The sequence below is a fragment of the Cryptosporangium aurantiacum genome (assembly GCF_900143005.1).
In the GTDB taxonomy this organism is placed as follows: domain Bacteria; phylum Actinomycetota; class Actinomycetes; order Mycobacteriales; family Cryptosporangiaceae; genus Cryptosporangium; species Cryptosporangium aurantiacum.
In genome coordinates, this window is sequence record NZ_FRCS01000012.1 from 84,790 (window position 1) to 110,923 (window position 26,134).

The 26,134-nt window shown below is 70.2% G+C and carries 17 protein-coding genes; 5 read left to right on the plus strand and 12 right to left on the minus strand.

The annotated features are described in order from the left end of the window. Window positions 1-184: 184 nt before the first annotated feature. The 10 genes from glxA to sucC all read right to left on the minus strand — a co-directional run bounded on the left by glxA (window position 185) and on the right by sucC (window position 15,158). Window positions 185-2,122 carry a radical copper oxidase GlxA gene (gene glxA / locus BUB75_RS31855; protein WP_073262207.1) on the minus strand — a complete coding sequence of 646 codons (1,938 nt, stop codon included), beginning with the start codon at window positions 2,120-2,122 and terminating at the stop codon, window positions 185-187. Beyond that, entirely contained in the window at window positions 2,119-4,503 is a 2,385-nt protein-coding gene (locus BUB75_RS31860; RefSeq protein WP_073262209.1) for a glycosyltransferase family 2 protein, read from the minus strand. The genes glxA and BUB75_RS31860 overlap by 4 nt, the downstream gene beginning before the upstream one ends. Window positions 4,504-5,635: 1,132 nt before the next feature. Then, the gene (locus BUB75_RS31865) at window positions 5,636-6,487 is read right to left on the minus strand and encodes a bifunctional methylenetetrahydrofolate dehydrogenase/methenyltetrahydrofolate cyclohydrolase (RefSeq protein WP_073262211.1); all 852 of its coding nucleotides are present in this window, start codon (window positions 6,485-6,487) and stop codon (window positions 5,636-5,638) included. Window positions 6,488-6,632: 145 nt separating this feature from the next. Continuing rightward, entirely contained in the window at window positions 6,633-7,991 is a 1,359-nt protein-coding gene (locus tag BUB75_RS31870; RefSeq protein ID WP_073262213.1) for a vWA domain-containing protein, read from the minus strand. 10 nt (window positions 7,992-8,001) lie between these two features. Next, complete coding sequence (locus BUB75_RS31875) at window positions 8,002-8,871, minus strand: AAA family ATPase (RefSeq protein WP_073262215.1); 870 nt, start codon at window positions 8,869-8,871, stop codon at window positions 8,002-8,004. Between the two features lie 193 nt (window positions 8,872-9,064). Further along, window positions 9,065-10,636, minus strand: coding sequence for a bifunctional phosphoribosylaminoimidazolecarboxamide formyltransferase/IMP cyclohydrolase (gene purH / locus BUB75_RS31880; RefSeq protein ID WP_073262217.1), 1,572 nt, complete (start codon window positions 10,634-10,636; stop codon window positions 9,065-9,067). Then, window positions 10,633-11,238, minus strand: coding sequence for a phosphoribosylglycinamide formyltransferase (purN, locus tag BUB75_RS31885; RefSeq protein ID WP_073262219.1), 606 nt, complete (start codon window positions 11,236-11,238; stop codon window positions 10,633-10,635). The genes purH and purN overlap by 4 nt, the downstream gene beginning before the upstream one ends. Window positions 11,239-11,441: 203 nt before the next feature. Beyond that, window positions 11,442-12,839, minus strand: a complete 1,398-nt coding sequence (locus BUB75_RS31890; RefSeq protein ID WP_073262221.1) for a cell division protein PerM — start codon at window positions 12,837-12,839, stop codon at window positions 11,442-11,444. A gap of 238 nt (window positions 12,840-13,077) precedes the next feature. Beyond that, window positions 13,078-13,974 (minus strand): succinate--CoA ligase subunit alpha, encoded by an 897-nt coding sequence (gene sucD / locus BUB75_RS31895; RefSeq protein ID WP_073262223.1) that lies wholly within the window; start codon window positions 13,972-13,974, stop codon window positions 13,078-13,080. A gap of 11 nt (window positions 13,975-13,985) precedes the next feature. Continuing rightward, complete coding sequence (gene sucC / locus BUB75_RS31900) at window positions 13,986-15,158, minus strand: ADP-forming succinate--CoA ligase subunit beta (protein ID WP_073262225.1); 1,173 nt, start codon at window positions 15,156-15,158, stop codon at window positions 13,986-13,988. A gap of 1,201 nt (window positions 15,159-16,359) precedes the next feature. Between sucC and BUB75_RS31905 the strand changes: the two genes are divergently transcribed. Further along, window positions 16,360-17,001 (plus strand): M23 family metallopeptidase, encoded by a 642-nt coding sequence (locus BUB75_RS31905; protein ID WP_073262227.1) that lies wholly within the window; start codon window positions 16,360-16,362, stop codon window positions 16,999-17,001. 415 nt (window positions 17,002-17,416) lie between these two features. Here BUB75_RS31905 and pcrA read toward each other — a convergent pair whose 3' ends face one another. Further along, the gene (pcrA, locus tag BUB75_RS31910; protein ID WP_073262229.1) at window positions 17,417-19,804 is read right to left on the minus strand and encodes a DNA helicase PcrA; all 2,388 of its coding nucleotides are present in this window, start codon (window positions 19,802-19,804) and stop codon (window positions 17,417-17,419) included. A gap of 265 nt (window positions 19,805-20,069) precedes the next feature. Between pcrA and BUB75_RS31915 the strand changes: the two genes are divergently transcribed. From BUB75_RS31915 to BUB75_RS31925, 3 genes are all read left to right on the plus strand, one after another. Further along, window positions 20,070-20,336: a chorismate mutase gene (locus tag BUB75_RS31915; protein ID WP_073262231.1), complete on the plus strand. Its 267-nt coding sequence runs from the start codon at window positions 20,070-20,072 to the stop codon at window positions 20,334-20,336. Window positions 20,337-20,372: 36 nt separating this feature from the next. After that, complete coding sequence (locus BUB75_RS31920; RefSeq protein WP_143175527.1) at window positions 20,373-21,110, plus strand: PIG-L deacetylase family protein; 738 nt, start codon at window positions 20,373-20,375, stop codon at window positions 21,108-21,110. A gap of 171 nt (window positions 21,111-21,281) precedes the next feature. Further along, entirely contained in the window at window positions 21,282-23,303 is a 2,022-nt protein-coding gene (locus BUB75_RS31925) for an alkaline phosphatase PhoX (RefSeq protein WP_073262508.1), read from the plus strand. A gap of 87 nt (window positions 23,304-23,390) precedes the next feature. Here the strand turns inward: BUB75_RS31925 and BUB75_RS31930 are convergent, their stop codons facing one another. Continuing rightward, complete coding sequence (locus BUB75_RS31930; RefSeq protein ID WP_073262234.1) at window positions 23,391-24,089, minus strand: sensor domain-containing protein; 699 nt, start codon at window positions 24,087-24,089, stop codon at window positions 23,391-23,393. A gap of 123 nt (window positions 24,090-24,212) precedes the next feature. Between BUB75_RS31930 and BUB75_RS31935 the strand changes: the two genes are divergently transcribed. Further along, window positions 24,213-26,129, plus strand: a complete 1,917-nt coding sequence (locus BUB75_RS31935; RefSeq protein WP_073262236.1) for a neutral/alkaline non-lysosomal ceramidase N-terminal domain-containing protein — start codon at window positions 24,213-24,215, stop codon at window positions 26,127-26,129. Window positions 26,130-26,134: the final 5 nt, after the last annotated feature.

Consider the following 26,134-nt stretch of genomic DNA (forward strand, 5'->3'; position numbering starts at 1 on the left):
GGGCTCCACGCTAGTACGCAAGCTCACGAGCCGGCCGCACCCCTCCGGGTGCGGCCGGCTCGTTCGGCATGCGGCCCGAGGCACGGGGCACCGTGCAGCAGCGGTGGCGCGGCGCATGGCGTCCGCATAGACAAAACGGCGGGCCACCCCATCGGGTGGCCCGCCGTGACGGGTGAGCTGAGCCCTACTGCACCTGGACCCACTTCGCGACCGACGGGGTGCCGTCGGTGTTCGTGACGAAGAGCATGTACCAGCCGGACGGCACCAGGCCACGCTCCTTGGGGATCGTCAGCCCGATCGCGTCGGCCTCCTTGGTCACGTCCAGGGCGATCGAGCGCTGCTCGACGTCCGTGGTGTGGGTGACTGTGCTCGGCCGCATCAGCCGCGCGGTCTTGATGTCGGCCGCGTCCGGGGTCGCGAACTTGTAGCTCGCGCCCCGCTGGACCGACTTCGGACCGTCGGAGATCGTCGGCCGCTCACCGTGGTAGAGGTATGACGGCGAGAAGATCTCGATCCGCTGCTCGAACGTGCCCGGGTTCTTGTCGGACTTGTCGTACAGCGGGTCGCTGCCGAGCGTGATGACCCGGCCATCCGGGAGCAGCAGCGCCTCGGAGTGGTAGTTCCGGCCCACGGTCGGGTCGGCCGCCCGCACGAACTTGTTCGTGTCCGGGTGGTAGATCTGCGCGGTCAGCAGGTCGCTGTTGCCCTTGCCCCGGTAGCCGCTGGACCCGTGCGACGTGTAGAGCGTGTCGTCCGGCAGCAGCACCGTGCTCAGGTACCGGGTCGGGTTCGGCAGGTCCGGGCCGGGCTTCCAGGTCGGGGTCGCCGACTCGTCCAGGTCGATGATGTCGGTCCGCGCGGTCGAGATCTCGCTCTCGCCGACGCCACCGCCGCCGAGGAACATGACCTTCTGGTCCTGCGCCGGCGCCAGCAGCACCGACGCGCTGGTCTCGTTCAGCTCCGGCTGACGCAGCCCGGAGACCTCCTGGAACGTGTTGGTCTTGAGGTCCCAGATGCCGGGCGTGCGGCCCTCGGTCGCCGAGCCGTAGCCCGCGTTCGAACCCGAGTAGAACAGCTTCTCGTTCTGCATCAGGAAGAGCGCCGGGTACGTCGGGAAGTACCGGTTGAGCTTGGGCTTGTACTCCCACTTCTTGGTGTTCTCGTTGTAGACCTCGGTCTTGCCGGTGTCGACCCGGCCGAACTGGTCGAGGCCCGAGAGCGCCAGCACCGTGTCGTCGGCGGTCGGCATCAGCGTCGGGTACCACCGCGGCACGTTCAGGTTGCCGACCCGCTCGTACTTCTCGGTGAACGGGTTGAACTCGTAGGTGTACTCCGCGCCGGTGTACTCCTGCTTCTCCATCGTGAGCTTCTCGGTGACGCCGTACACGTTCTTGACGTCGTCGCCGGTCAGCCCCGGAAGCGTGAAGTTCATCGGCTTCGGGATGACCGAGTCCTTGCCGGCCTCGACCGCCTCGATCCACACCTCGGCCTCACCGGGCGTGATGTCGAACTTGCCGTTGACGGTCTTCTTCGTCGCCGAGGGAACCCTGACGTCGGCCGTGAGCTTGAACTTCACGCCGGTCGCGGAGGTCACGACCGTGCCCTTGTCGAACTCGGTGACGCCACCCTCCGGGTTCTCCTGCTTGATCTTCAGGACACCCGCGGCCTTCTTGATCTTGTCCTCGAGCACCTCGTACTTCTTGGTGCCGCCGGCGACCAGCAGGTTGCCGTTGGACAGGAAGCTGTGGCCGGCGCAGAAGATGTCGGTCGGCGTCGTGATCAGCTTGAAGTGGTTCGTGGCCGGGTCCCAGATCAGCGTCTTGAACTTGCCGGCCTTGAACTCCTTCTCCTTGTTTCCGGAGCCCGCGATGATGAGCACCTTGCCGGTCGGGAGCAGGGCCGCGTGAATCGCGTTGACCTTGAACTCCGCCGGCACCGGGAGCATGTCCCAGTGGCCGTACTCGGACTTGTACGACGCTCTGTTGATCTGGAACTGGTGGTATTGCTCCTGACCGAAGGCGACCATCGGCCGGTTCACGACCGCGAGGATCGCGAGGACGCCGAGCGTCGTCACCAGCGTGACGAACCGACGGCCGATCGATGGTTTTTTCCGGGGACTCATGCTGCGGTCTCCAGGTGGTTGCGGCGTGCGGACTGCGGATAGGCGGCTGCGGCCTTACGCGCCTGACGGCGGCGTAGCGGGACCTCGTAGCGCCAGATGATCACGGGCAGCAGGCAGACGAAGCAGTTGAGCAACGGCCAGATCCAGAGCGGACCCCAGGCATGCCCGAGCGGTACGGACACGATGACCAGCGACGCGAAGAACGCGGCCCAGGCCAGGTGCAAGCTGAACGTCCGGAAGCGGTCCGGACTCGCCGAGTCGCCCTTGGGCGTGACGACGAAGCCGCTCTTCCGGCCCAGCAGGGCACCGACGAACGAGGAGACGTAGATCGGTGCCGACATCGTGGACATCAACATGCCCACCGCGCCGGATGAACCGGCGCTCTCGTGCGGACTTACGTTGTGCCGCCGGTTCCAGAGATACAACCCGACCTGGAGCACCGCGGCGTCCACGTAGAGCATCAGCCAGACCTGCAGCGGAACCTGAACGCCCTTTGTCCCCAGGACGACCGAGAGTGCACACGTGGCCGCACCGAGCAGCCAGGCGACCGCGGTCAGCGGGTAGAACGACATCAGGAGCATGTAGTGCAGCATCCGGCGCGGGCCGAGCTTCCAGCCGCGCTTCCAGAACGACCGGATCAGCACCTCGTCGGTGCCGCGCGACCAGCGGTGCTGCTGGGTGAAGAAGTCCGTCCAGGACGCGGGGCCCTCGCCGACCGCCAGAACGTCCGGCGTGTAGACCGACCGCCACTTCTTGCCGGTCGCCGGGTTCTTCGTGGTGTGGGCGACGATGCTCGTCGCCATGTCCTCGGTGATCGAGTCCTGCAGGCCGCGGATCGACAGCAGCGCGTCGATGCGGACCGCGTTGTTGGTCCCGACCAGCATGGGGACGCCGAGCCGGTTACCGGCCCGCTGCAGCACCGAGTGGAACAGGTACTGCTGCGACTCGGCCCACCGGGTCACGAAGTTGTCGTAGTTGCCGTAGACCTGGGGCCCGATCACGAAGCCGACGTTGGGGTCACGGAAGTACCCGAGCATCCGCTCGCAGTAGTTCGGGAGCGGCGCGTGGTCGGGGTCGACCGAGACGAACACGTCGTACTCGCGCGCGTGGCTGATGATCCAGGCGTTGTAGTTGCCGTGCTTGGTACGCGCCTTGTGCGGCCCGTGCTTGGTGTTCCACTGCGGCACGTGGCGCCGGGTGAAGTGGCGGACGCCGAGCTCGGCGCACATCGCCTTCACCTCGTCGTCGTCGCCCTCGTCGAGCAGCCAGACGTCGAACGGACCGTCGTGCCGGATGTGCTTCGCGGCGTACAGCGTGCGGCGAACCACGTCCACCGGCTCGCGGCCGGGAACGATCGTGGTGAGGAACGCGACCCGTAGGCCACGCTGCGGTACGACCGGGATCGGATCGCGGACGCTCAGCGTCATGATGCAGAGCGTCAGGACGTTGATCAGCCGGAAGAACTCGACCAGCGCGGTCGTCACGACGACGAAGATCGTGGCCGCGTAGAGGGCCTGGTGACCCTTGACCGTCGGGATGTCGCCCGCGATCAGCAGCCACGCGAAGAACGTGACCTCGACGGTGAGCGCGAGCAGCGTGACGATCGCGGTCCGGAACGGCCTGCGGCGGAACAGCCGGCGGAGCTGGACCTTGTACTGGCCCTGCGGCGCGGCCTGCAGCGGGCCGGCCAGCGTGCTGTAGCCCTCGTAGTCGTAGGTCTCCCGCGGGCCGTGGATGCGCTCGATGCCGAACTGGCCCGTCTTGTCCAGTTCGAAAGCGGCGTCCAGGCCGGTCTCGGGGATCTCCTCGCGCGCGTCGGGGCGGGAGAAGACCGGCACCGTCGCGCGTCCGATCGCCACCATGCGCGGCGCGGGGCCGAACGGCTCCTGGACGATGTCGAGCAGCGTCGTCTCTTCGTGGCTCGGCGCCGGCATCGGCGGAGCGTCGATGAAGATCGGGCGGATGTACTCGCCGCTGTCCTCGTACCCGTGACCACCGCGGGCGGCGGGCTGCCGGTAGGGCGGCTGGGCGTCGTGCGCCTCGTACTGGGGCTGCGGCGGAGGCGGTGGGGCCTGCGGTTGCGGCGGAGGCGGCGGCTGCGGAGGCCGCGCGGAGCCGTAGGCAGCCGGCTGGTCGTAGCCGGGCGCGCGGTCGTAACCCGGCGCCTCGTAGCCGCCGGCTAAGTAGCCCTGGTCGGCGTCCTGCTCGGGGCGGGACACCGGGATGCGCGCGCGGCCGGCAGGCTCCGCCGGAGGCGGAACCGTGGCACGACCCTGTGATCCCCGGTCGTCGACCGGCGGCGGCACCGGAACCGAGGCGCGGCCCCGGCCGTCGTGCGCCTCCGGTGCCGGGACGCTCGCCCGGCCGGACGGACCGCTCACCGAGGCAGAGCCACTGACCGAAGCCGAGCCACTGACGGACGCGGAACCCACAGAGGCGGAACCCACGGAGGCAGAACCCACGGACGCGGAGCCGCTGACCGATGCGCGGCCTGCCGCCTCGGGCGGTCGGGCACCGCCGTCGTCGGCACGATCCTCAGGACGCTCTACCGATCCGTCAGAATCGGCAGCCGGGCGCGCCGAGGGGACGCGCACCCGGCCTACAGCCGAGTTGGAGGACTGTGACGAGTCGTCATCGCTCGTCGCAGCCCGATTCGGCGCGGTCATTGCAGCCCTCCTCCGACAGGAGCGGCATGGCACCCCTGACTGACACGGACAACGAAAATTCCGGTTTGATGGGTCGACGCGTGGGTTACTTGCGGTGAAGCAACCGACTTCTGGCCGATCGCCGACGACTCCGTCAGCTCGGCATGCCCGATCGCCGACCGTTGGCTAGCGGCCGGACAGCCCGGGCGGGCAGTGGACTTCGGATGTTCGACCACGGCGTTATTCACGCACCGTGACTCGGCAGGTCCCCTCCATGCCGTCCATCCGAAAATCTCCCTGCATTGCACGCATCTACCTTTATGTCCAACTTGCTGATCTTGACTCGGCGGCCGCTTCACAGCGCGCAAAGAGGCCTCCCGAAGGACCGATCATAGGCAACATGCGCACTCTCATGTGAAGGTGCTGTCAAAACTTCATGTCGCTTTGTCAACCGGCGGGCAACAGGTACTTCAATTTCGGGAAGATGGGCGAAAGTCCGTTTAGTCACTTGGCTGGATTCCGTTGAACCTGCAACGACCCGCCCGAAAGCGGCTTAGGTCCGGTTTGTCGGGAGACGCTTATGTCCGCCTATGAGCATTCTGTAAAACTTCTCAGGAAGAGTCTCCCTCATAGGCTGCGCGAGTGTTGTCAACCTTGCGACGGAACGGCCACTGCCAAGAGTGTCAGAAAGCTGACACGCAGAAAAATCCGGGACTCCGTAACGCTCGCCACGATTTTCCCGGGAAATTCACAGATAACTGCGGCTTGTGCTCGCAATATCACGCAGGGTAATGCAACTACACGTGAGCAATTTTGTCGGAGAAAGAAAAAGCCCGCCCGGTTGACCGGGCGGGCCTTTTGACCGAGTTCAGTCTTCGAATCGCTCTGCGGTTTCGACGACGTTCGCGAGCAACATCGCCCGCGTCATCGGGCCGACGCCACCCGGCATCGGGGCGATGAAACCGGCGACCTCCCGGACGGCCGGATCGACGTCGCCGGCCAGCCCGGCCTCGGTCCGCGTGATGCCGACATCGAGCACCGCGGCGCCCGGCTTCACCATGTCCGGCGTCAGCATGTGGGCGTGGCCGGTGGCGACCACGACGATGTCCGCCGCCCGGGTGTGCTCGGCCAGGTCACGCGTTCCGGTGTGGCACAACGTCACGGTGGAGTTCTCGGTCCGTCGCGTCAGCAGCAGCCCCAGCGGACGCCCGACGGTCAGACCACGTCCGACAACGACGACCTCGGCGCCGTCGAGCTTGACGCCGTAGCGGCGAAGCAGCTCCACGATCCCGCGCGGGGTGCACGGCAGCGGCGCGGGCACGCCCAGCACCAGCCGGCCCAGGTTCGTCGGGTGCAGGCCGTCCGCGTCCTTGTCCGGGTCCATCAGCTCGAGCACGCGGTTGGCGTCCAGGCCCTTGGGCAGCGGCAGCTGGACGATGTACCCGGTGCAGGCCGGGTCGGCGTTGAGCCGCGCCACCGCGCCTTCGACGTCCTGCTGGGTGGCGTCGGCGGGCAGATCGACGCGGATGCTCTCGATCCCGACCTCGGCGCAGTCCCGGTGCTTCCCGGCGACGTACGCCCGGGAACCCGGGTCGTCGCCCACCAGCACCGTGCCCAGGCCCGGCGCCACGCCTCGCTTGCGCAGCGCGGCCACCCGGTCGCGGAGTTCGGCCCGTACCAGGGCCGCGGTCGCCTTACCGTCGAGGAGGTTTGCCGTCACGGCTCCATCTAACCCGATCAACAGCTTTTGCTCCGACCTGGAGCCCGTCCAGGGCGTCGCTGGCAGTCGAGCGCGAGGCCGCCTCGACCTTGCTGCGGTCTCAAGGCCTCGCGCTCGTCTGTCAGCGGCGTTCTGGGCGGACCGCTCACACCGGGAGGAGGCGCCCGATGACGTGCGTGAGCTGGTCGGCGTTACGGCACTCGTACATATCGACCAGCGACCGGTAGGCCTCGGTCGCCGAGTCGCCGCTCCCCCACGACCCGCGCGGCTCGGGATTCAGCCAGTACGTCCGCCGGGCGCGCTCGACGATCTGCCGCAGCGCGGGCAGGTTCGGATCGCCGCCGTTCGTCCGGGCGTCGCCGAGTACCAGGACCGACGTCCGCGGGCCGACGGCGTCCAGCGAGTCGGTGACGAAGTCCTTCAGCGCCCGGCCGTAGTTGCTGTGCCCGTCCCAGCGCACGACGCCGGCCTCGGACAGGATGCGCTCGACCAACCGCGCCGGGTCGGCGTCGTTGTCGGCGACCAGTTCGGTCACTTCGGCCGTGGCGTCGACGAACGCGAACGCGCGGACGCGGCTGAACTGGTCGTGCAGCGCTTCCACCAGCATCAGCGTGAACTGCGCGAAGCTCGCGACCGACCCGGACACGTCGCAGAGCAGCACGATCTCCGGTCGGCCCGGTCGCGGCTTGCGGAACGCCGGGCGCATCGCGACGCCGCCGGTGGAGAGCGAGCGGCGGAACGTGCGGCGGAGGTCGAGGGCGCCCCGGCGGGCGTGCCGACGCCGAGCGGCGAGCCGGGTCGCCAACCGGCGTGACAGCGGCTTGACCGTGCGGCGCAGCGCGGCCAGCTGCTCACGATTCGCGGTGATGAAGTCGCGCTGGTCGGCGGCCTTCGGGATCGAGTACCGGGCGATCCGGTCGCGGCCGCGCATCTCCGCGACCCGGCGGCGGGCCTCGGCGGCGACCCTGTTCTCGAACTCCGCGACCCGGCGGCGGGCCTCATCGCGCGCGAGCCGGTCGGTGAACTCCCCGGACGCCATCCGCTCGGCCACCGCGGCGATCAGCGTCTGCGGGCGGAGCCGCTCCAGCGCCTGGTGCGCCGACCAGCCGCCGGAGCCAGGCGCGCTGCCCTCGCCCACCTGCCCGTACGCGCCCAGCAGCGCGACCGTGGCCGCCGCCAGCTGGGCGACGAGCGCGTCGTCGCCGCCGGCCAGCGCGTCCGCGAGCTGCGCCCGGAGCTCTACCAGGTCCGGCGCCTCGTCCCTGGTCACCTGCGGCGCGCCGGTGGCGAGTGGGAAGTACAGGTCGAAGATCGCGTCGAACACCGATTCGTGTCCGGACCGGCGCAGCAGCGTCGCCGCGAGGCCGTGGCGCAGCTGCTCGCGGTCCTCGAACCCCAGTACGGAGACCGCACCGGCGGCGTCGATCGTCTCGCCGGGACCGATCTGCAGTCCGTGCTCCCGGAGGGCTTGCACGAACTCCACCAGCCGACCGGGGACGGTCACCGGAGCCCCTTCACCGCAGCACCGTGTCCAGGCGCAGGCGCTTGGTGGCGTGCGCGACGTCCGCCTGGTGCTTCAGCAGGACGCCGAGGCTCTGCTGGACGACCTGCTCGTCGAGCGTGTCCGCGCCGAGCGCGAGCAGCGTCCGGGCCCAGTCGATGGTCTCGGCGACCGAGGGCGCCTTGCGGAGTTCCATCGAGCGCAGCGCCGTGACCACCCGGACGACGCTGGTCGCGAGGCCCTCGTCCAGGTCGGGGACGCGGAGCCGGACGATCCGCTCCTCCAGCTCGGCGTCCGGGAAGTCGATGTGCAGGAACAGGCAGCGACGCCGCAGCGCCTCGGACAGCTCCCTGGTCGCGTTCGAGGTCAGGACGACGAACGGCGAGCGGGACGCGGTGATCGTGCCGAGCTCGGGCACCGTGATCTGGAAGTCGCCGAGGACCTCCAGCAGCAGGCCCTCGATCTCGACGTCGGCCTTGTCGGTCTCGTCGATCAGCAGGACGGTCGGCTCGTCACCCTGGATCGCGGTCAGCAGGGGACGCGGGAGCAGGAACTCCTCGCTGAAGACGTCCGCCTTGGTCTCTTCCCAGCTCTCGTCCTGGCCCGCGGTGATGCGGAGCAGCTGCTTGGCGTGGTTCCACTCGTAGAGCGCGCGCGACTCGTCCACGCCCTCGTAGCACTGCAGCCGGACCAGCCGCGCGCCGGTGGCCGCCGCGACGGCCTTGGACAGCTCGGTCTTACCCACGCCCGCCGGTCCTTCGACGAGGAGCGGCTTCTCCAGCCGGTCGGCGAGGAAAACGGTCGTCGCGACGGCTTTGGACGCGAGGTAGCCCACTGCCGCGAGCCGATCGGTGACATCGGCGACCGATGTGAAGAACCCCATCCGTCCACTATTGCTGACGGCGCACGTCCGATGTGTCAGCTGCACGAAGTGCAGCTATGACGCCCGCCATAGTTTGTCTGAACGTGGAGCCCGCCCAGGGCGGCGCTGGCAGTCGAGCGCGAGGCCGCCGCGTCCTAGCTGTGACTCAAGGCCTCGCGCTCGCCTGCCAGCGTCGTTCTGGGCGGGCCGCCCACTAGTGGTAGAAGTGGCGGGTGCCGGTGAAGTAGAGGGCGACGCCTGCTGCCTGGGCGGCGGCGATCACCTGATCGTCCCGGACGCTGCCGCCGGGCTCGACGATCGCCTTGACCCCGGCCTCGGTGAGCACCTCGAGCCCGTCCGGGAACGGGAAGAACGCGTCCGACGCCGCGACCGACCCGGCGGCACGGTCCCCGGCCCGCGACACCGCGAGCCGCGCCGAGTCGACCCGGTTCACCTGGCCCATCCCGACGCCGACCGTGGCCCGATCGGACGCCAGCAGGATCGCGTTGCTCTTCACCGCGCGGACGGCCCGCCAAGCGAACTGCAGGTCGGCCAGGGTCGCCGCGTCCGCCGGCTCGCCGGTGACGAGCTTCCAGCCCGACACGTCGTCACCCGGGGCGTCGACCGCGTCGACGGTCTGCACCAGCCCGCCGCCGGACACCTGCCGGAACTCGATCCCACCGCGGGCCCGCTCGGGAGAGGTCAGTAGCCGGATCGACGGCTTCTTCGACAGGATCTCGACCGCACCGTCCTCGTACGAGGGCGCGACCACGACCTCGGTGAAGATCTCCGCGACCTGTTCGGCCATCGTCACGGTGACCGGCCGGTTGACCGCGATGACGCCGCCGAACGCGCTCACCGGGTCGCACGCGTGGGCCTTGCGGTGCGCCTCGGCGATGTCGTCAGCCGACGCGATCCCGCACGGGTTGGCGTGCTTGATGATCGCGACGGTCGGCTCGGCGAAGTCGTACGCGGCTCGGTACGCCGCATCCGCGTCCACGTAGTTGTTGTAGGACATGGGCTTGCCGTGCAGCTGCTCGGCCTGCGCGATGCCGGGCACCGCGTCGTGGTCGACGTAGAGCGCGGCGGCCTGGTGCGGGTTCTCGCCGTACCGCAGCACCTCGGCCCGCTCCAGCGCGATACCCGCGAACGCGGGCCAGCGGTAGTCACCGGTCTCCTCGACCAGCTCGCGCGCGGTCCAGCCGGCGACCGCGACGTCGTACGCGGCGGTGTGGGCGAACGCGCGCGCGGCGAGCTGACGGCGGGTCGTCAGGTCGAAGCCACCTGCCTTCGCCGCCTCCAGCACCAGCGGGTACGCGGCCGGCTCGACGACGATCGCGACGTTGGCGTGGTTCTTCGCGGCGGCGCGCACCATCGACGGGCCGCCGATGTCGATCTGCTCGACGACCTCGTCGTGGCCGGCCCCGGACGCGACGGTCTCCCGGAACGGGTAGAGGTTCGAGATCACCAGCTCGAACGGGGCGATGTCGAGTTCGGCGAGCTGCTGAACGTGTGCCGGGTTGCGCAGGTCGGCCAGCAGGCCGGCGTGGACGTGCGGGTGCAGGGTCTTGACCCGGCCGTCCAGCGTCTCCGGGAAACCGGTGACCTCGGAGACCTGGGTGACCTTCACACCGGCGGCAGCGATACGCGCGGCGGTGGAGCCGGTGGACACGATCTCGACGCCGAGCTCGGCCAGCCCGACGGCCAGCTCCTCGATCCCCGTCTTGTCATACACGCTGATCAACGCGCGCCGGATGGGCTTCCGGTCGGGCTGCGCCTGCGTCATGGGATCGAGACCTTCCTTCCAGTGACGGTCCAGCCCTCACGAGCCAGCCGGCCGATCGAGTCGACGAGCATCTCGCGCTCGGCGACCTTGATGCGCTCGTGCAGTTGGTTCACGTCGTCGGTGGCCAGTACCGGGACCACGCGCTGGTCGATGATCGGGCCGGTGTCCACACCGCCGTCGACGAAGAACAACGTGCAGCCGGTGACCTTGACGCCGTACTCGAGCGCGTCGCGCGGACCGTGCATGCCCGGGAACGACGGCAGCAGCGCCGGGTGGCTGTTGACCATGCGGCCGCCGAAGCGATCGAGGAACTCCGGGCCGACGAGCTTCATGAACCCGGCGGAGACCACCAGGTGCGGTTCGTGGGCGGCGACGGCCTCGGTGAGCGCGGCGTCCCACTCGGTGCGGGCCGGGTAGTCGGTGACCTGGCAGACGAACGTCGGCACGTCGACCTTCTCCGCGCGGGTCAGCCCCTCGATGCCGTGCCGATCGGCGCCGACCGCGACGATCGAGGCTCCGTATGCCGGGTCGGAAGCGGCGTCCAACAACGCCTGCAGCGTGGTTCCGGACCCCGATACGAGGACCACGACTCGGGCGGTCACGACGCTCCTAACCTCTGGCCTCCTGGCCTGTCTCCGGCGACGTCACGAGCCTAACCCGTCCGGCCCTCGGGCCCGGCACCCGGCAGCGCCGCAGCCCCGCGCGGGCCCGGGCCGCGCGCGCGGCCTGGCCCGCGGGCGCGGGCCTGCCCCGACGTGAGCCTGGCCGCCGGACGCGGGCGTGGGCGGCCGCGCGCGGGGACCGGCTAGCGCTCGTTGGCTCGGCGGGGTGGCTCGGTGGCCGCTGCGCCGGGTTCGGCGTCGGGTGGCGTCCGCGGCGCAGCCACCCGCTCCGGACGCGGTGCCGGAGCCGGACCGGCCAGCAGGGCGTTGCCGAGACGGCGGAGTCCCGGCGGCAGACGGTCGGTCCAGGACCGCGTGGGCTCACCCTCCGGCGTCCAGCGACGGCCGGCCGACCAGGCGGCCCAGGACGCCATCGTCCGTGCCACGGTGGCGCCGACCAGTGCGGCGACCGCGACCTCGACCGCCAGCACGATCCCGACGTGCCACGGCGACGGGCCGAGCAGGGCCAGGCGTCCGCTGCCCAGCGGCCCACGCGCCGCGGCCGCCGCGAACCCGACCAGCACGCCTGCCACCGGCCCGGCGATCAGCGCGCCGCCGAGCGCGATCCGCCAGCGCGGCAGCTCGGGTTGGGCGTCCGGCTCACCACCGCCCGGACGCGCGGTCACCGCACCCGCGAGCAGCCCCGCGATCAGCGGAGCAGCCAGCGCCAGACTCATCATCGCCGACGCCGGACCAGTCGGCACCGCGGCGAGCAGCGGAAACGAGGGCAGCGGCGCGAGCTGCACGGTGCTGGCGTCCACCGCCGTCCCGGTCCCCACCGCGAACCCCGGGCCGATTAGGTACGCGGTGGCCCACACGGCGGCGGTCGGCGCGTACAGGACGCACAGCGCGACGATCGCGGTCCCACCGACGACGCCCGCACCCAGCGAGGCGAAGAGCTCCCGGAACTCCTTCTGGGTCACGACGATCTGCGCGCCGGCGGCGATCACCCCGGCGGTGAGCACGGCCGCGGCGGCCACCGCCCCTGCGGTGAGGCCTCGGCGGACGACGTCCGGGAGCCGGAACGCCACCACCGCGCCGAGTCCGGCAGTACGGGCGGCACCCCAGCCCGCCCCGAGCGCGGCGACGAGGCCGGTCACGATCCCGGCCGACGCGGGGTCGGCCCGCACCGCGGACGTGGCCCCGAAGAGCGCCGCGACCGTGCCGAGGAAGCCGTACGCGATGCCCACCGCGATCGCGACCCGCACCACCGCGAGCCAGGACGCCGCTCCGGTCGCGAGCGCGCTGTTCCGGCCGGCACGGTAGAGCTGACGCACCACCAGCGCACTGAGCACCAGCGGAACCAGCCCGATCGGCCCGGTCGTCGTCTGCAGCCGGACGCCGTGCGCGAGCAGCCACCCGTCGGCGGCGAGCCGCAGCGCGTCACCGCCCGGCGCGCCCGAGCGGTTCTCGGCGACCCAGACCGTGAGCGCGATCCCCGCCATCGGACCAAGGACGACCAGCGCAGCCCACCCGGCGGTGGTGATCGCGGCCGCGGGCAGCGCTACCCGGCCGGAGGAGGAGGGAGCGCCGGGGGACACGGTCTTACTGTGACAGGCGAATACCACGCGGGACGATTCGCGCCCCCGGCGTGTCGTTACGCGCCGCGCGGTGCCCGCCCGCGCGAAACCGGCCTCTCAGCCTGCGCCAGAGCCCCCGAATCGGGACGGCTCGCTGCTGCCGGGCGTCCGCATGGGACAGGAAGGGCCGGCAGGGCACATGTGGGCGGAAACGACACCGGGCCCCGCGCGAAGCGGGGCCCGGCGGTAACGCAAGTGCTCAGGCGGTGACGATCTCGCGCATCAGACGGGCGGTCTCGGACGGCGTCTTGCCGACCTTGACGCCGACGGCCTCCAGGGCCTCCTTCTTCGCCTGCGCGGTACCGGCCGAGCCGGAGATGATCGCGCCGGCGTGGCCCATCGTCTTGCCCTCGGGGGCGGTGAAGCCCGCGACGTACGCGACGACCGGCTTCGTGACGTGCTCGGAGATGTAGGCCGCTGCCCGCTCCTCCGCGTCGCCACCGATCTCGCCGATCATGACGATCGCCGTGGTCTCGGGGTCCTGCTCGAACGCCTCGAGGCAGTCGATGTGCGTGGTGCCGATGACCGGGTCACCACCGATGCCGACCGCGGTCGAGAAACCGATGTCCCGCAGCTCGTACATCATCTGGTAGGTCAGCGTGCCGGACTTGCTGACCAGCCCGATCTTGCCGGACTTCGTGATGTCGGCCGGGATGATGCCCGCGTTGGACGCCCCGGGAGAGATCAGACCCGGGCAGTTCGGGCCGATGATCCGCGTCTGGCCGCCCTCGGCGCGCTTCTTCTGCGCGTAGTCCCAGGCCCAGGTCGTGTCGTGCACCGGGATGCCCTCGGTGATGACGACGGCCAGGCCGATGTTCGCGTCGACGGCCTCGATGATCGCGGCCTTCGCACCCGCCGGCGGCACGAAGATGACGCTGACGTCGGCGCCGGTCTCCTTGATCGCCTCCGCGACGCTGCCGAACACCGGCACCGACACACCGTCTTCGAAGTCGACCGACGTGCCGGCCTTCTTCGGGTTGACGCCGCCCACGATCTGGGTGCCCGAGCGGAGCATGCGCTGGGTGTGCTTGCGCCCCTCCGACCCGGTCATGCCCTGGACGATGACCTTGCTCTTCTCGGTCAGGAAGATCGACATCTCGCGGTCCCTTACTTCGCAGCCAGCTCAGCGGCGCGACGGGCGGCGCCATCCATCGTGTCCACCTGCTCGACCAGCGGGTGGTTCGCCTCGGTGAGGATCTGCCGACCCAGCTCGGCGTTGTTGCCGTCCAACCGCACGACCAGCGGCTTGTTGACCTCGTCGCCGCGCTCGGCGAGCAGCTTGAGCGCCTGCACGATGCCGTTGGCGACCGCGTCGCACGCGGTGATGCCGCCGAAGACGTTGACGAACACGCTCTTGACCGACGGGTCGGAGAGGATGATCTCCAGGCCGTTCGCCATCACCTCGGCGGATGCGCCGCCGCCGATGTCGAGGAAGTTGGCCGGCTTCTTGCCACCGAACTCCTCACCCGCGTACGCGACGACGTCGAGCGTCGACATGACCAGCCCGGCACCGTTACCGATGATGCCGACCTCGCCGTCGAGCTTGACGTAGTTGAGGCCCTTGGCCTTCGCGGCCTGCTCCAGCGGGTCGACCGCGGAGACGTCCTCGAGCTCGTCGTGGCTCGGCTGCCGGAAGTCGGCGTTGCTGTCGAACGTGACCTTGCCGTCGAGCGCGATGATCCGACCACCAGGGGCCTTGACCAGCGGGTTCACCTCGACGAGCGTGGCGTCCTCCTTGATGAAGACGTCCCACAGCGCTACGACAGCCGCGCTGGCCTCGTCGAGCACTTCCTCGGGGAACTTGCCGGCGACCAGGATCTCGCGAGCCTTCGCGGCGTCGACGCCGTCCACGGCGCTGACCGAGATCTTCGCGAGCGCGTCCGGGTTCTCGACCGCGACCTGCTCGATCTCGACGCCACCCTCACGGCTGGCCATCGCGAGGAACGTGCGGTTGGCGCGGTCGAGCAGGAAGGAGAAGTAGTACTCCTCCTCGATGTCGCTCGCCTCGGCGACCAGCACGCGGTGGGCGATGTGGCCCTTGATGTCCATCCCGAGGATGTCGGTGGCTCGCGCCTCCGCCTCGTCCGGGTTCTCGGCGAGCTTGACGCCACCGGCCTTACCGCGGCCGCCGACCTTGACCTGCGCCTTGACGACCACCTGGCGGCCGACCTTCTCCGCGATGGCACGAGCCTCCGCGGGAGTGTCGGCTACCGAGCCCGCCAGGACCGGAACCCCGTGCTTGGCGAAGATGTCCCTCGCCTGATATTCGAACAGATCCACTGCCGCGTCCGTCCTCGCTCGTTTCGACGCGGGTCGGAGCCGCCGCTCGACCCGTCGTCGCTGCCTCGTCGCACGGATGTCGGAGGCAGACCCGTCGTCGCGGTGCCGGCGGCAGGAGATGCCGCTGCGGCCGATGCAGCCGGGCCGGGGCCCGGTGCGTCGGGCCGTCCGCAGCGCGAGCCGCGGTTGACCCTGCACGCCGAGCCGGATGGACCGGCAAGTGACACGACGTCCGGAGATGACGGGTATCCGACACCCTCTTGCGGCAGGCTATCGGTGGCGACACGCCCTGTGCGTCTCCGCGTCGGTGTGTTACCTCACAAGCACGACGATAAGAACATCTCGTGTCCGGCCGGTACCGGGAAGCCACCAGGTCACACGCGTTGCAGCGGGGGTTCCGTAGGCCGGTGTGACGTCGACCGCCGCGCGGCCGGCCGCGGGCAGGGGCCCGGGCGTGGCGGGCGACACCGGGGCCTCGACGCGGCCCGCCGTAACCGGACGCGCATCTTTTTGCGCGTGAGCCTCGTTCGACACACCAGCCCCCGTTACCCCACGGCGGGCCACGCGTTGTTCCCCACGACCGCCCACTGACATCGGTCGGACGGGCGGTCGGGGTCGGGCGTTCGAGGGGTGCGCCCGACCCCTCCGTACGAACGGTTCGAGACCCGGCGGTGGTAACCCACCGTAACGATAATCCGGACGTCGTCCGCAGATCCACCGTACGGAGGAACACCCACCCTCCTCCCGTAAGCGTGACCCACACCTTCTTTAGGCGGGTTTAAGGCTCGCGGGTACGTCCCTTATCGCGGACTATTCACCACTCTGTGGCGGTTAACAAAAGCGCTTCAGGGAAACGCTTGATAACGAATGGTGCTACCCCGGCTACTGATAGCAGCGATTTCGGAGCGAATAAAAGGGATTCCAGGGGCGGAAAGCCACGGGTTCGTATGCCATTCTTGTGTCTGCCGCCGGGGGCTGGCTACCGTAACGCCCTGTGTCGGGTCGGCATGCCGACAACGACCAACCTCCGGGCCTCGATCCGTCGGCGCCACCCGGCGCCGAAGTGAACACTTCTCGGGTGTCACACGTGATTGAGGAAGGGAGCAGGTAGGCCGTCGAAAGGCAGTTAGTGCAAGAGAGCGGGAATGTCCGACACGTCGGACGCCATCGCGCGCCGACAGCACCACGCGCCGGATACGCGATGGCGGTCACCACTGCCGTTGTCGGCGTCAGTGTCGCCGCGTTGGCGGTCGGTTCGGCATTGCCGTCGACGGACACGGTCTCCGCATCCGCGGCTCTCGGCCAGCACGTCGACGCCGACAAGCTCTCCGGCCAATCCGCTGATGCGGGCAACACCACGCAGGCAGAGACCCGCAGCGGTGACCCTCGTGCCTCCCGATCGCAGAAGCGCAGCGGCGTCTCCGACCCCGAACAGCTCCCGGTCTGGGTTCGACCCGCGGGCGGGCCGCTGAGTTCGCTCTTCGCCGCACGCTGGGGCACGTTCCACTACGGCATCGACATCGCCTCCGGCTACGGCTCGCCGGTGAAGGCCGCCAGCGCGGGCACCGTGATCCGCTCCGGGTGGTACGGCGGCTACGGCCAGATCGTGATCATCGACCACGGCGACGGCATCACGACCCGCTACGGGCACAACTCAGAGCTGACCGTCTCGGTCGGCGACCACGTCGAAGCCGGCGACCTGATCGCGAAGGTCGGCAGCACCGGCGCCTCGACCGGGCCCCACTGCCACTTCGAGGTCCGCATCGACGACGTCCCCAGCGACCCGCTGGCTTGGCTCGAGGACCACGACGTCTCGATGACGGGCGTCAACACCAGCCTCTGACGCGCCGGGGCGGTACGGGCCGATGACGTAGGCCCCGGGCCCCACCACTCGCTCCACCGAAGCCTTTGCTCGGGGCGTGGCCACCGTCGGCCGGAAGCGGGCACGCAGCACCGCACCGGGCCCCGGCCGCCGATGCCGACCCGGCTTCCGAGGGACGACCACCATGTCGTTCTGGGAGCAAATACCGCTCATCCCGCACCGCCCTCGCCGCTGCCGACCGCGAACCCATCGTTCGAACATGTGTTCGATCCTATCGGGACAGCGGGCGCCACACCACCCTTTCGGGGGACCACTTCGTGGTGAAAAAGGATCCCTGTGACGCGTGTTGTCCCAAGCCGCTCTACTCAGCAAACGAGCAGGCCGCCTGAAAGATGCGCCTGCCGCGCATCTTTCAGGTACGGACCTGGAGCCGCCCTCACAGTTTTTCGAGGGGGGCGTAGCGGAGGAGAAACCAGCGGCCCTTGCCGTCGCCGAAGTCGACGCACGCCTGCGCCCGGTCGCCCTCACCGCGCATCTCCACGACCCGCCCCAGCCCGTGCGCATCGTGGGTGACCCGGTCGCCGAGCTCCAGCGAGATCGCCGGACGGTTGCCTGCTCCACCGCGCGCGCCCGGCCTCGCCGACGAGGCGTACTGCTGTGCGAGCCGCTCCTGCGCCGACCCGGTGCCGCTCCACTTCGAGAGCGTCTCCTTCGGCGCCGGCGCCTGCCGCTCCCAGCTCAGCAGCCCGGTCGGCACCTCGTCGAGGAACCGGGACGGCGGGTTGTACTGCGGCTGCCCCCACGCGCTCCGGGTGATCGCCCGCGACAGGTACAGGCGCTGCCGCGCCCGGGTGATGCCGACGTAGGCCAGCCGACGCTCCTCCTCCAGCTCCTTCGGGTCGCCCAACGACCGCAGGTGAGGGAACACCCCGTCCTCCAGCCCGGTCAGGAACACCACCGGGAACTCCAGGCCCTTGGCGGTGTGCAGCGTCATCAGCGTGACCTGCCCCTGCTGCGCTGCCTGGTCGGCGCCCTCGGCGTCGTCCGGGGCGGGCGGGATGCTGTCGGCGTCGGCCACCAGCGCGACCTGCTCGAGGAACTCGATCAGGCCCGCCTCGGTCTCGGTGGCCGCCGCCCGCTCCTCGAACTCCCGGGCGACGCTCACCAGCTCCTGCAGGTTCTCGACCCGGCCCTCGTCCTGCGGGTCGTTGCTCTCCTCCAGCTCGGCCAGGTAGCCGGTGCGGGTCAGCACGGCCTCCAGGACGATGCTCGGCGGCTCGGTCTCGGCCAACGTGCGCAGCGCCGACATCAGCGCGGTGAACTCACCGATCGCCTTCACCGCCCGGCTGCCGATGCCCGGCGCCTCTCCGGCTCGCTCCAGCGCCGCACCGAACCCGATGCGCTCACGGGAGGACAGCGCCTCGACGCAGGCCTCCGCCCGGTCGCCGATGCCTCGCCGGGGCGTGTTCAGGATGCGCCGGACGCTCACCGTGTCGTCCGGGTTGGCGATCGCCCGGAGGTACGCGAGCGCGTCGCGGACCTCTTTGCGCTCGTAGAAGCGGACGCCACCGACGACCTTGTACGGCAGCCCGACCCGGATGAACACTTCTTCGAACACCCGGGACTGGGCGTTCGTCCGGTAGAACACCGCGACGTCGCCGGGCCGCTGCGCCCCGGAGTCGGTGAGCCGGTCGACCTCACCGGCCACCCAGGCCGCCTCGTCGTGCTCGTTGTCGGCCACGTACGCGGTGAGCGGGTGCCCGTCGCCCGCCTGTGACCAGAGGTTCTTCGGCCGCCGATCGGGGTTCCGCGCGATCACGGCGTTCGCCGCGGACAGGATCGTCTGCGTCGACCGGTAGTTCTGCTCCAGCAGGATCGTGGTGGCCTGCGGATAGTCACGCTCGAACTCGAGGATGTTCCGGATGCTCGCGCCGCGGAACGCGTAGATCGACTGGTCGGCGTCACCGACGACGCACAGCTCCCCGGGTGGCGGGTCGCCTTCCGCGTCGGTGCCCACCAGCTCGCGGATCAGCTCGTACTGCGCGTGGTTCGTGTCCTGGTACTCGTCGACCAGCACGTGCCGAAAGCGCCGCCGGTAGTGCTCGGCCACCGCCGGGAACGCCTTGAGCAGGTTGACCGTGGTCATGATGATGTCGTCGAAGTCGAGCGCTTGGGCCTCACGCAGGCGCCGCTGGTAGAGCGTGTAGGCCTCCGACAGCATCCGCTCGGCGGTGCCCGACGCCCTGGACGCGAACGTCTCCTCGTCCACCAGTTCGTTCTTGAGGTTGCTGACCTGAGCCAGCAGCGAACGGGCCGGGTACCGCTTCGGGTCGAGGTCGAGCTCGCGGCACACGAGCGTCATCAGCCGCCGGGAGTCGTCGGCGTCGTAGATCGAGAACTGCGACTTCAGCCCGGCGGTCTTCGCCTCGGCGCGCAGGATGCGGATACAGGCCGAGTGGAACGTCGAGACCCACATCGACCGGGCGCGCGGACCCACCAGTTCGGTGACCCGCTCCTTCATCTCACCCGCGGCCTTGTTCGTGAACGTGATCGCGAGGATCTCGCCGGGCTGGGCGCCGCGGTGGGCGAGGATCCACGCCACCCGGTGGGTGAGCACGCGGGTCTTGCCCGACCCGGCACCGGCCACGATCAGCAGCGGCGTGCCCTCGTGGACGACCGCGGCGCGCTGCTGGTCGTTGAGCCCCTCGAGCAGCGTGGCAGGGTCGACGGCGAGGCGGACGGGCCGCCGGGAAGCGGGTACTCCGGAGGCCGGCTCTTGGCCCGGTTCGCGGCCTGCGCTGGGGAGGTCGAAGAGGGTGCTCATCGCCCAGCGACACTACTCCCGCCCGCCGACAGTTCGGTGCGCTCATCGGCGTCCACATAGTGAGCGCCGTTGGCCGAACGGCGGCACACGTGTCACACTTCTCCCGTGGTTCGACTGACGGCACGATTTTTTTACGGCTCCGGGCATCCGGCAGCCGTCATCGTCGTCTGAACCCCAGACCACTTCGACGCCCCGGGGCCCGGCCCCGGGGCGTTTTTGTGTGCCCCCGGAGCCGGGCGCCCACCCGAGATACGGAGAGCACGCCATGACTGCACCGACCACCGAACAGTCGAACGCCGAGATCGACGCGTTGCGGGAACGCATCGACGCCGCGGACGCCGAGCTGATCCGGATCTGGCGCGAACGCGCCGAGCTCAGCCGCCAGGTGGGGGTCGCCCGGATGGCCGCGGGGGGCACCCGGCTCGTCCTCGCCCGCGAGCAGAAGATCGTCGACAAGTTCCGCGCCGCGCTCGGCACCGACGGGGCCCAGCTCGCGATGCTGCTCCTCCGCGCGGGTAGGGGCCCCCTCTAAAAAGCGGTTCGGCGGACGACCTGCCTACGATTGAGCGTGAGTTTCCCGCCCTCCCCTCGCCCCCTCGACGACGTCCAGCGTGTTCTCGTCGTCACCGCTCATCCCGACGACGTCGACTTCAGTTCCGGCGGCACCGTCGCCGCCTGGACGAAGGCCGGCATCGAGGTCGCCTATACCATCGCCACCAGCGGCGACGCGGGCGGCTTCGACGACACGCCCCGTGATCAGATGACGGGCATCCGGGAGGCCGAGCAACGGGCCGCCGCCGCGGTCCTCGGCGTCACCGACGTCACGTTCCTCGGCTACCCGGACGGCGCCCTCTACGTCACGAACGACCTGCGCCGGGACATCGCACGGCAGATCCGCCGCATCCGCCCCGACCGGGTCGTCACGACCTCACCGGTCCGCGACTGGGCACGCGTGGCCGCAGCGCACGGCGACCACGCCCGGATCGGCGAGGCGACGTACGACGCGGTCTACCCGGACGCCCGCAACCCGTTCGCCCACCCGACGCTGCTCCGGGACGAGGGCCTGGAGCCGTGGACCGTCCGCGAGATGTGGTTCACCGGCACCCCCACCGCCGACTACGCGGTCGACATCACCGACGTGTTCGAGCAGAAGCTCAACGCTTTACGCGAGCACGTCAGTCAGCTCCCCGGCGACCTGGACGACATGCGGGCCAGGGTCGAGGAGTGGAATCGGGCAAACGCCACCCGCGCCGGCCTGCCCGCGGACCGATTCGCCGAGCTGTTTTCGGTGGTCCACACGGCCTGAACAGGGCGTGTCCACCTGCTGTTCACCTAAGGAGCAGGGACTGCTCACGGAGCTTCCCTAGGTTCGCGGTGCTTCCCTCGTATCGCCGATACCTCAGGAGTTCCTGTGACGCTCGCCCCTGAACATCGTCGGGTCCTCCCGCTGGCCGACCACAAACCCGGCCGGTCGGCGATGACCTGCCTCTACCGCTGCGGCAACGCGTGCGCGCACCCGGCACCCAACGAGAGCGAGAACGAGTACTTCGGCGACATCGTCGCCGGAGCGGTCGCGGCTCGGCTCTCCCGCCGCGGGCTGCTGCGTCTGTCCGCGCTCGGTGCGGGTGCGGTCGCCGCGGGTGGCGTCCTGAGCGGCGTGGGCACCGAGCTGGCCGCGGCCGCCACCCCGGCGGCCCCGCGGACGCCCAAGGGCGCCCTCACGTTCACCCCGGTCGCCCCGAACACCGCCGACGCGGTGACGATCCCGTCCGGGTACAAGAGCAGCGTCGTCATCCGCTGGGGTGAGCCGGTCCTGCCCGGCGCGCCGGCGTTCGACGTCAAGAAGCAGACCGCGGCCGCTCAGGCGCAGCAGTTCGGTTACAACAACGACTACGTCGCGGTGATCCCGCTCGACCGGCACGGCGAGCGCGCCCTGCTGGTGGTCAACCACGAGTACACGAACGAGGAGCTGATGTTCCCGGGCGTGAAGTCGGTCGCCGACACCACGGCCGAGCACAAGAAGATCGCGATGGCCGCGCACGGGCTCTCGGTGGTCGAGCTGGAGCGGGTCGGCGACACCGGCCAGTACCGCCCGGTCAAGAAGGGCAAGCGCTACAACCGCCGGCTCACCGCGTCGTCCAAGTTCCTGCTCACCGGGCCGGCGGCAGGCTCCGACCTGCTCAAGACCAAGGCCGACCCGACCGGAACCGTCGTCCTCGGCACGCTGAACAACTGCGCGGGCGGTCTCACGCCGTGGGGCACCGTGCTGAGCGGCGAGGAGAACTTCAACCAGTACTTCGTCGGCGGCAACGGCGCCCCCGCCGCGGAGCAGCCGGCGCTCAAGCGCTACGGCATCGACATCACCGCGGCCGTGCCGTCCGGCAACCGCCGCTGGGACCTCGTCGACGAGCGCTTCGACCTCTCCAAGCACCCGCACGAGGCGAACCGCTTCGGCTGGATCGTCGAGCTCGACCCGTTCGACAAGAACTCGATTCCGCGCAAGCGCACCGCGCTCGGCCGCTTCAAGCACGAGGGTGGCGGCCCGACGATCTCCAACGACGGTCACGCGGTCGTCTACCTGGGCGACGACGAGCGGTTCGACTACATCTACAAGTTCGTCTCGGACAAGAAGGTCCGGCGCGGCGACACCAAGCACAACATGACGCTGCTCGACTCCGGGACGCTCTACGTCGGGAAGTTCTCCGGCGACAGCCCGGCCGCCGAGATCGACGGCACCGGCAAGCTGCCCGCCGACGGCGCGTTCGACGGCACCGGCACCTGGATTCCGCTGGTGCGCGGCAACGAGTCGCTGGTAGAGGGCTTCACCGTCGAGCAGGTGCTGATCAACACCCGGCTGGCCGCCGACAAGGTCGGCGCGACCAAGATGGACCGCCCCGAGGACATCGAGCGCAACCCGGTCGACGGCAAGGTCTACGTCGCGCTGACGAACAACTCGAACCGCGGCGCGACCGGTGCGGCCCCCGCCGACGAGGCCAACCCGCGCAACAGCAACAGGCACGGGCACATCCTCACGATCTCCGAGAAGCACAACGACGCGGCCGCCGAGTCGTTCACCTGGGCGCTGCCGATCGTCTGCGGCGACCCGAAGGACGCCTCGACGTACTTCGCGGGCTACGACAAGACCAAGGTCAGCCCGATCTCCTGCCCGGACAACGTCGCGTTCGACAAGGCGGGCAACCTCTGGATCTCCACCGACGGCAACGCGCTCGGGTCGAACGACGGCCTGTTCGCGACGCCGGTCAGCGGTTCGGAGGCCGGTCACGTCAAGCAGTTCCTGACCGTGCCGAAGGGCGCCGAGACCTGCGGCCCGTTCATCACGCCGGACCAGAAGAGCGTGTTCATCGCGGTGCAGCACCCGGGTGAGCTCGAGGGTGCGACGCTCGACACGCCGAAGAGCGTCTGGCCCGACGGCCAGTACGCCCGCCCGGCCGTCGTCGTCACCTGGCGCCCGAAGGGCGACCAGCGCATCGGCAGCTGACCCCCGCACGACGAAGGACCCCGGCGTGGTGCCGGGGTCCTTCGGCTTTCCCTACCAGCTTTGTGCGGACGCTCTGCCGCGCGCCGATCAGCGGCCGCTCTGGCTCGGGCCGAGCAGGAACTCGGTGTACGCGGCGCTCATCCGGGCGAGGCCCTTGGTCACCCAGCCGGAGACCCACAGCAGCACGAGCCCGACGCCGACCCACGGCATGGCCGACGCGAAGCTGTCCACGGCGAACGGGTTGTCGTTCCAGTCGCCGAACACGTAGATCGTGTCGTTCGGCATCGACCAGTACCAGGCCCAGAAGCTCATCGAGCCCAGCGCGGCGCCCCAGAACGTGAGGGCCACGATCGCGCTGAACAGCGTCACCGGGAACACGAACAGGTGGTGGGCCAGGTCGCGCCAGGTCGACGGCGCCGCCAGCCACTGCCCGATCCGCCGCAGGTACCCGCCGCTGACCAGCGGATACGGAACCGGCACCGCGGTGCCCAGGATGATCCCGGCGCGACGCCGCTCGATCTCGGCGAATCCGCGGCTGACCGCGAGGCAGGCCAGCAGCACCGGGACGCCGATGATCAGCGCGGAGAACGTCGCGCCGACCACGACCACGACGATGAACGTAGCCAGCCCGAGGACACCGGTGAACAGTCCGAGCATCAGGTAGCCGGCCGAGCGCCAGGTCAGCTCGTCCCAGGCGCCGAGGATCGGGTTGGTCGCGGGCGGCTGCCGGGGCTCGTACGGGGCGGGCGGGGTCTCCACGTGCTGCGTGATCGTCGGCGCGCTCATCGGCCTGTCCTCTCTCGGTTTTGACACTTCCGAACCTAGGGATCCGGGCCCTGGATCGAATCGGCGTCGAGAGCCAACCCGAACTAGCTCTCAGGTATCGGGTCGGTAGGGCAGGCTGGCCCCGTGACACAGGCGCTGGAGCCGTTTCTGACCGCCGCTACGTCCCGTGCCGCGTTCACGGTGGCGTCCCCACCACCAGAGCCGTTGGAGCCGGTCTCCGGGCTTCTGGCCGGTGCTGCCGAGGTCGACCTGACACCGCCACCGGGCCTTCCCAAGGCCGGCTACTCCCGCAACGCCCGCACCGGCATCGGGTTCCGCGGGCGGTTGCGCGCCCGCATCCTGCACCTGCGGGCGGGCACCGCGTCGGTGGCGATCGTCCAGTGCGATCTGCTCGGCGGATCCGCGGTGGTCCAGCGGCTGGTCGCGTCCGCGATCCGCGCCGAGACCGACGTCCCGCTGGCCGGGCTGTTCATCGGCGCCACCCACACGCACGGCGCGCCGGGACAGTTCCTCGGCACCGACCTCTACAACGGCTTCGCGTCGAACCGGCCGGGCTTCGACCCGGCCTGGACGAATTTCCTGGTCGAGGAGGTCAGCGCCGGGGTGAAACGCGCCGTGGCGTCGCGGCAGCCCGCGCGGTTGGCGCTGGGCTCGACCGAGGTCTGGGGGCTGACCCGGAACCGGTCGCTGGCCGCACACGTCCGGAACGAGGATCGGGTCGACCGGCGGATCGCCGCGCAGCGGACCTACGCGTCGGTGGACCCGCGGCTGAGCCTGCTCCGCGTGGACGCGCTGGGCGGTGGTTCGCTGGCGGCGCTGGTGGTGTTCGGAGTGCACGGGACCGGGATCCCGATGCGCAACAGCGTCTACAACGCCGACCTCTGGGCGTACGTCTACGAGGAGCTGCAGGAGCGGCTCGGCCCGGAACCGATCGTCGGAGCGCTCCAGGGGACGCACGCGGACGTCGCACCGGCCCTGCGTCCGGGGCGCGCGGGTGACGTCGAGGCGGCGCGGGTCGGGCGTGGGATCGGGGCCGCCGCCGCTGCTCTGCACGAGTCTCTGGGCGCGTCGCTGCGCGAAGACGTCGAACTGGGTGCCGGGCTACGGGAGGTCGACCTGTCGGCGTCGAGCTCGATCGAAGGGGTGACGCTCCCGGCGCGTCCGGCGCTCGGGGCCGCGCTGATCGCCGGCGCGTACGAGAACGAGACGCCGGTCGTCCACCGCATCCCGCCGTTCCGCGCCGGGGTACCGAAGCCGCACAAGCCTGCCGACCCGCACGGGGCGAAGTGGGTGATCGGCTCCCGCTGGTTGCAGCCGGTGGTGATGCCGCTGCGGCGATTCCCGCGGGTCCTCCCGGTGCAGGTCCTGCGGATCGGTTCCGCCCTGCTGGTCGGCGCGCCGTTCGAAATCACGGTGGACGCCGGGCGCCGGGTCGCGTCTGCGGTGGCCGCGTCTTCGGGCGCCGACGACGTAATCGTGTCCTCGGTGGCCAACGAGTACGCCGGATACTGCACGACGTCCGAGGAGTATGCCCGGCAGCACTACGAGGGTGGCCACACGCTCTACGGGCCGCAGACGAACGCGTTCCTGGCGGCGCACGCGGCGTCGCTGGCTTCTTCGGTGCGGCCCGGGGCGGTGGTGAGCGAGATCATCGAGGAGCGGACGTTCGACCTGCGGGCCCACCAGTACTGGCCGTCCCCCAGCGGCACCACCGCACCGGGGGCAGCCCGCCCCGCCGGACCCGCCCGCTTCATCGACGTCACCGCCGAGCAGGACGCCTACTGGGAGCAGGGCTGGTACGACGCCGCGCCGGGCGATCTCACCTGGAACCAGCCGATCGTCCACGTCGAGTGGACACCGTCCGGCGAAAATGCCTGGCAGACGCTCGTCGACGACTCGTCCTGCGCCCTGGAGGTGCGCTACGCCGGCGAAGCGTCCGCCGACCACCGCTACGTAGTGCGGTGGCACGCCCCCGAGCTCCGTGACGGGCGCGAGTACCGCTTCGTCGTCCGCGGCCTCCCGCTGCGCCCCTTCAACTGACGCGA

What these genes read in the sequence shown, in the direction of transcription:
- glxA (WP_073262207.1), bottom strand. Translation starts at nt 2,122, where the DNA reads ATGAGTCCCCGGAAAAAACCATCGATCGGCCGTCGGTTCGTCACGCTG.
- BUB75_RS31875 (WP_073262215.1), bottom strand. Translation starts at nt 8,871, where the DNA reads ATGGGGTTCTTCACATCGGTCGCCGATGTCACCGATCGGCTCGCGGCA.
- purH (WP_073262217.1), bottom strand. Translation starts at nt 10,636, where the DNA reads ATGACGCAGGCGCAGCCCGACCGGAAGCCCATCCGGCGCGCGTTGATC.
- sucD (WP_073262223.1), bottom strand. Translation starts at nt 13,974, where the DNA reads ATGTCGATCTTCCTGACCGAGAAGAGCAAGGTCATCGTCCAGGGCATG.
- BUB75_RS31905 (WP_073262227.1), top strand. Translation starts at nt 16,360, where the DNA reads ATGGCGGTCACCACTGCCGTTGTCGGCGTCAGTGTCGCCGCGTTGGCG.
- pcrA (WP_073262229.1), bottom strand. Translation starts at nt 19,804, where the DNA reads ATGAGCACCCTCTTCGACCTCCCCAGCGCAGGCCGCGAACCGGGCCAA.
- BUB75_RS31915 (WP_073262231.1), top strand. Translation starts at nt 20,070, where the DNA reads ATGACTGCACCGACCACCGAACAGTCGAACGCCGAGATCGACGCGTTG.
- BUB75_RS31925 (WP_073262508.1), top strand. Translation starts at nt 21,282, where the DNA reads ATGACCTGCCTCTACCGCTGCGGCAACGCGTGCGCGCACCCGGCACCC.
- BUB75_RS31930 (WP_073262234.1), bottom strand. Translation starts at nt 24,089, where the DNA reads ATGAGCGCGCCGACGATCACGCAGCACGTGGAGACCCCGCCCGCCCCG.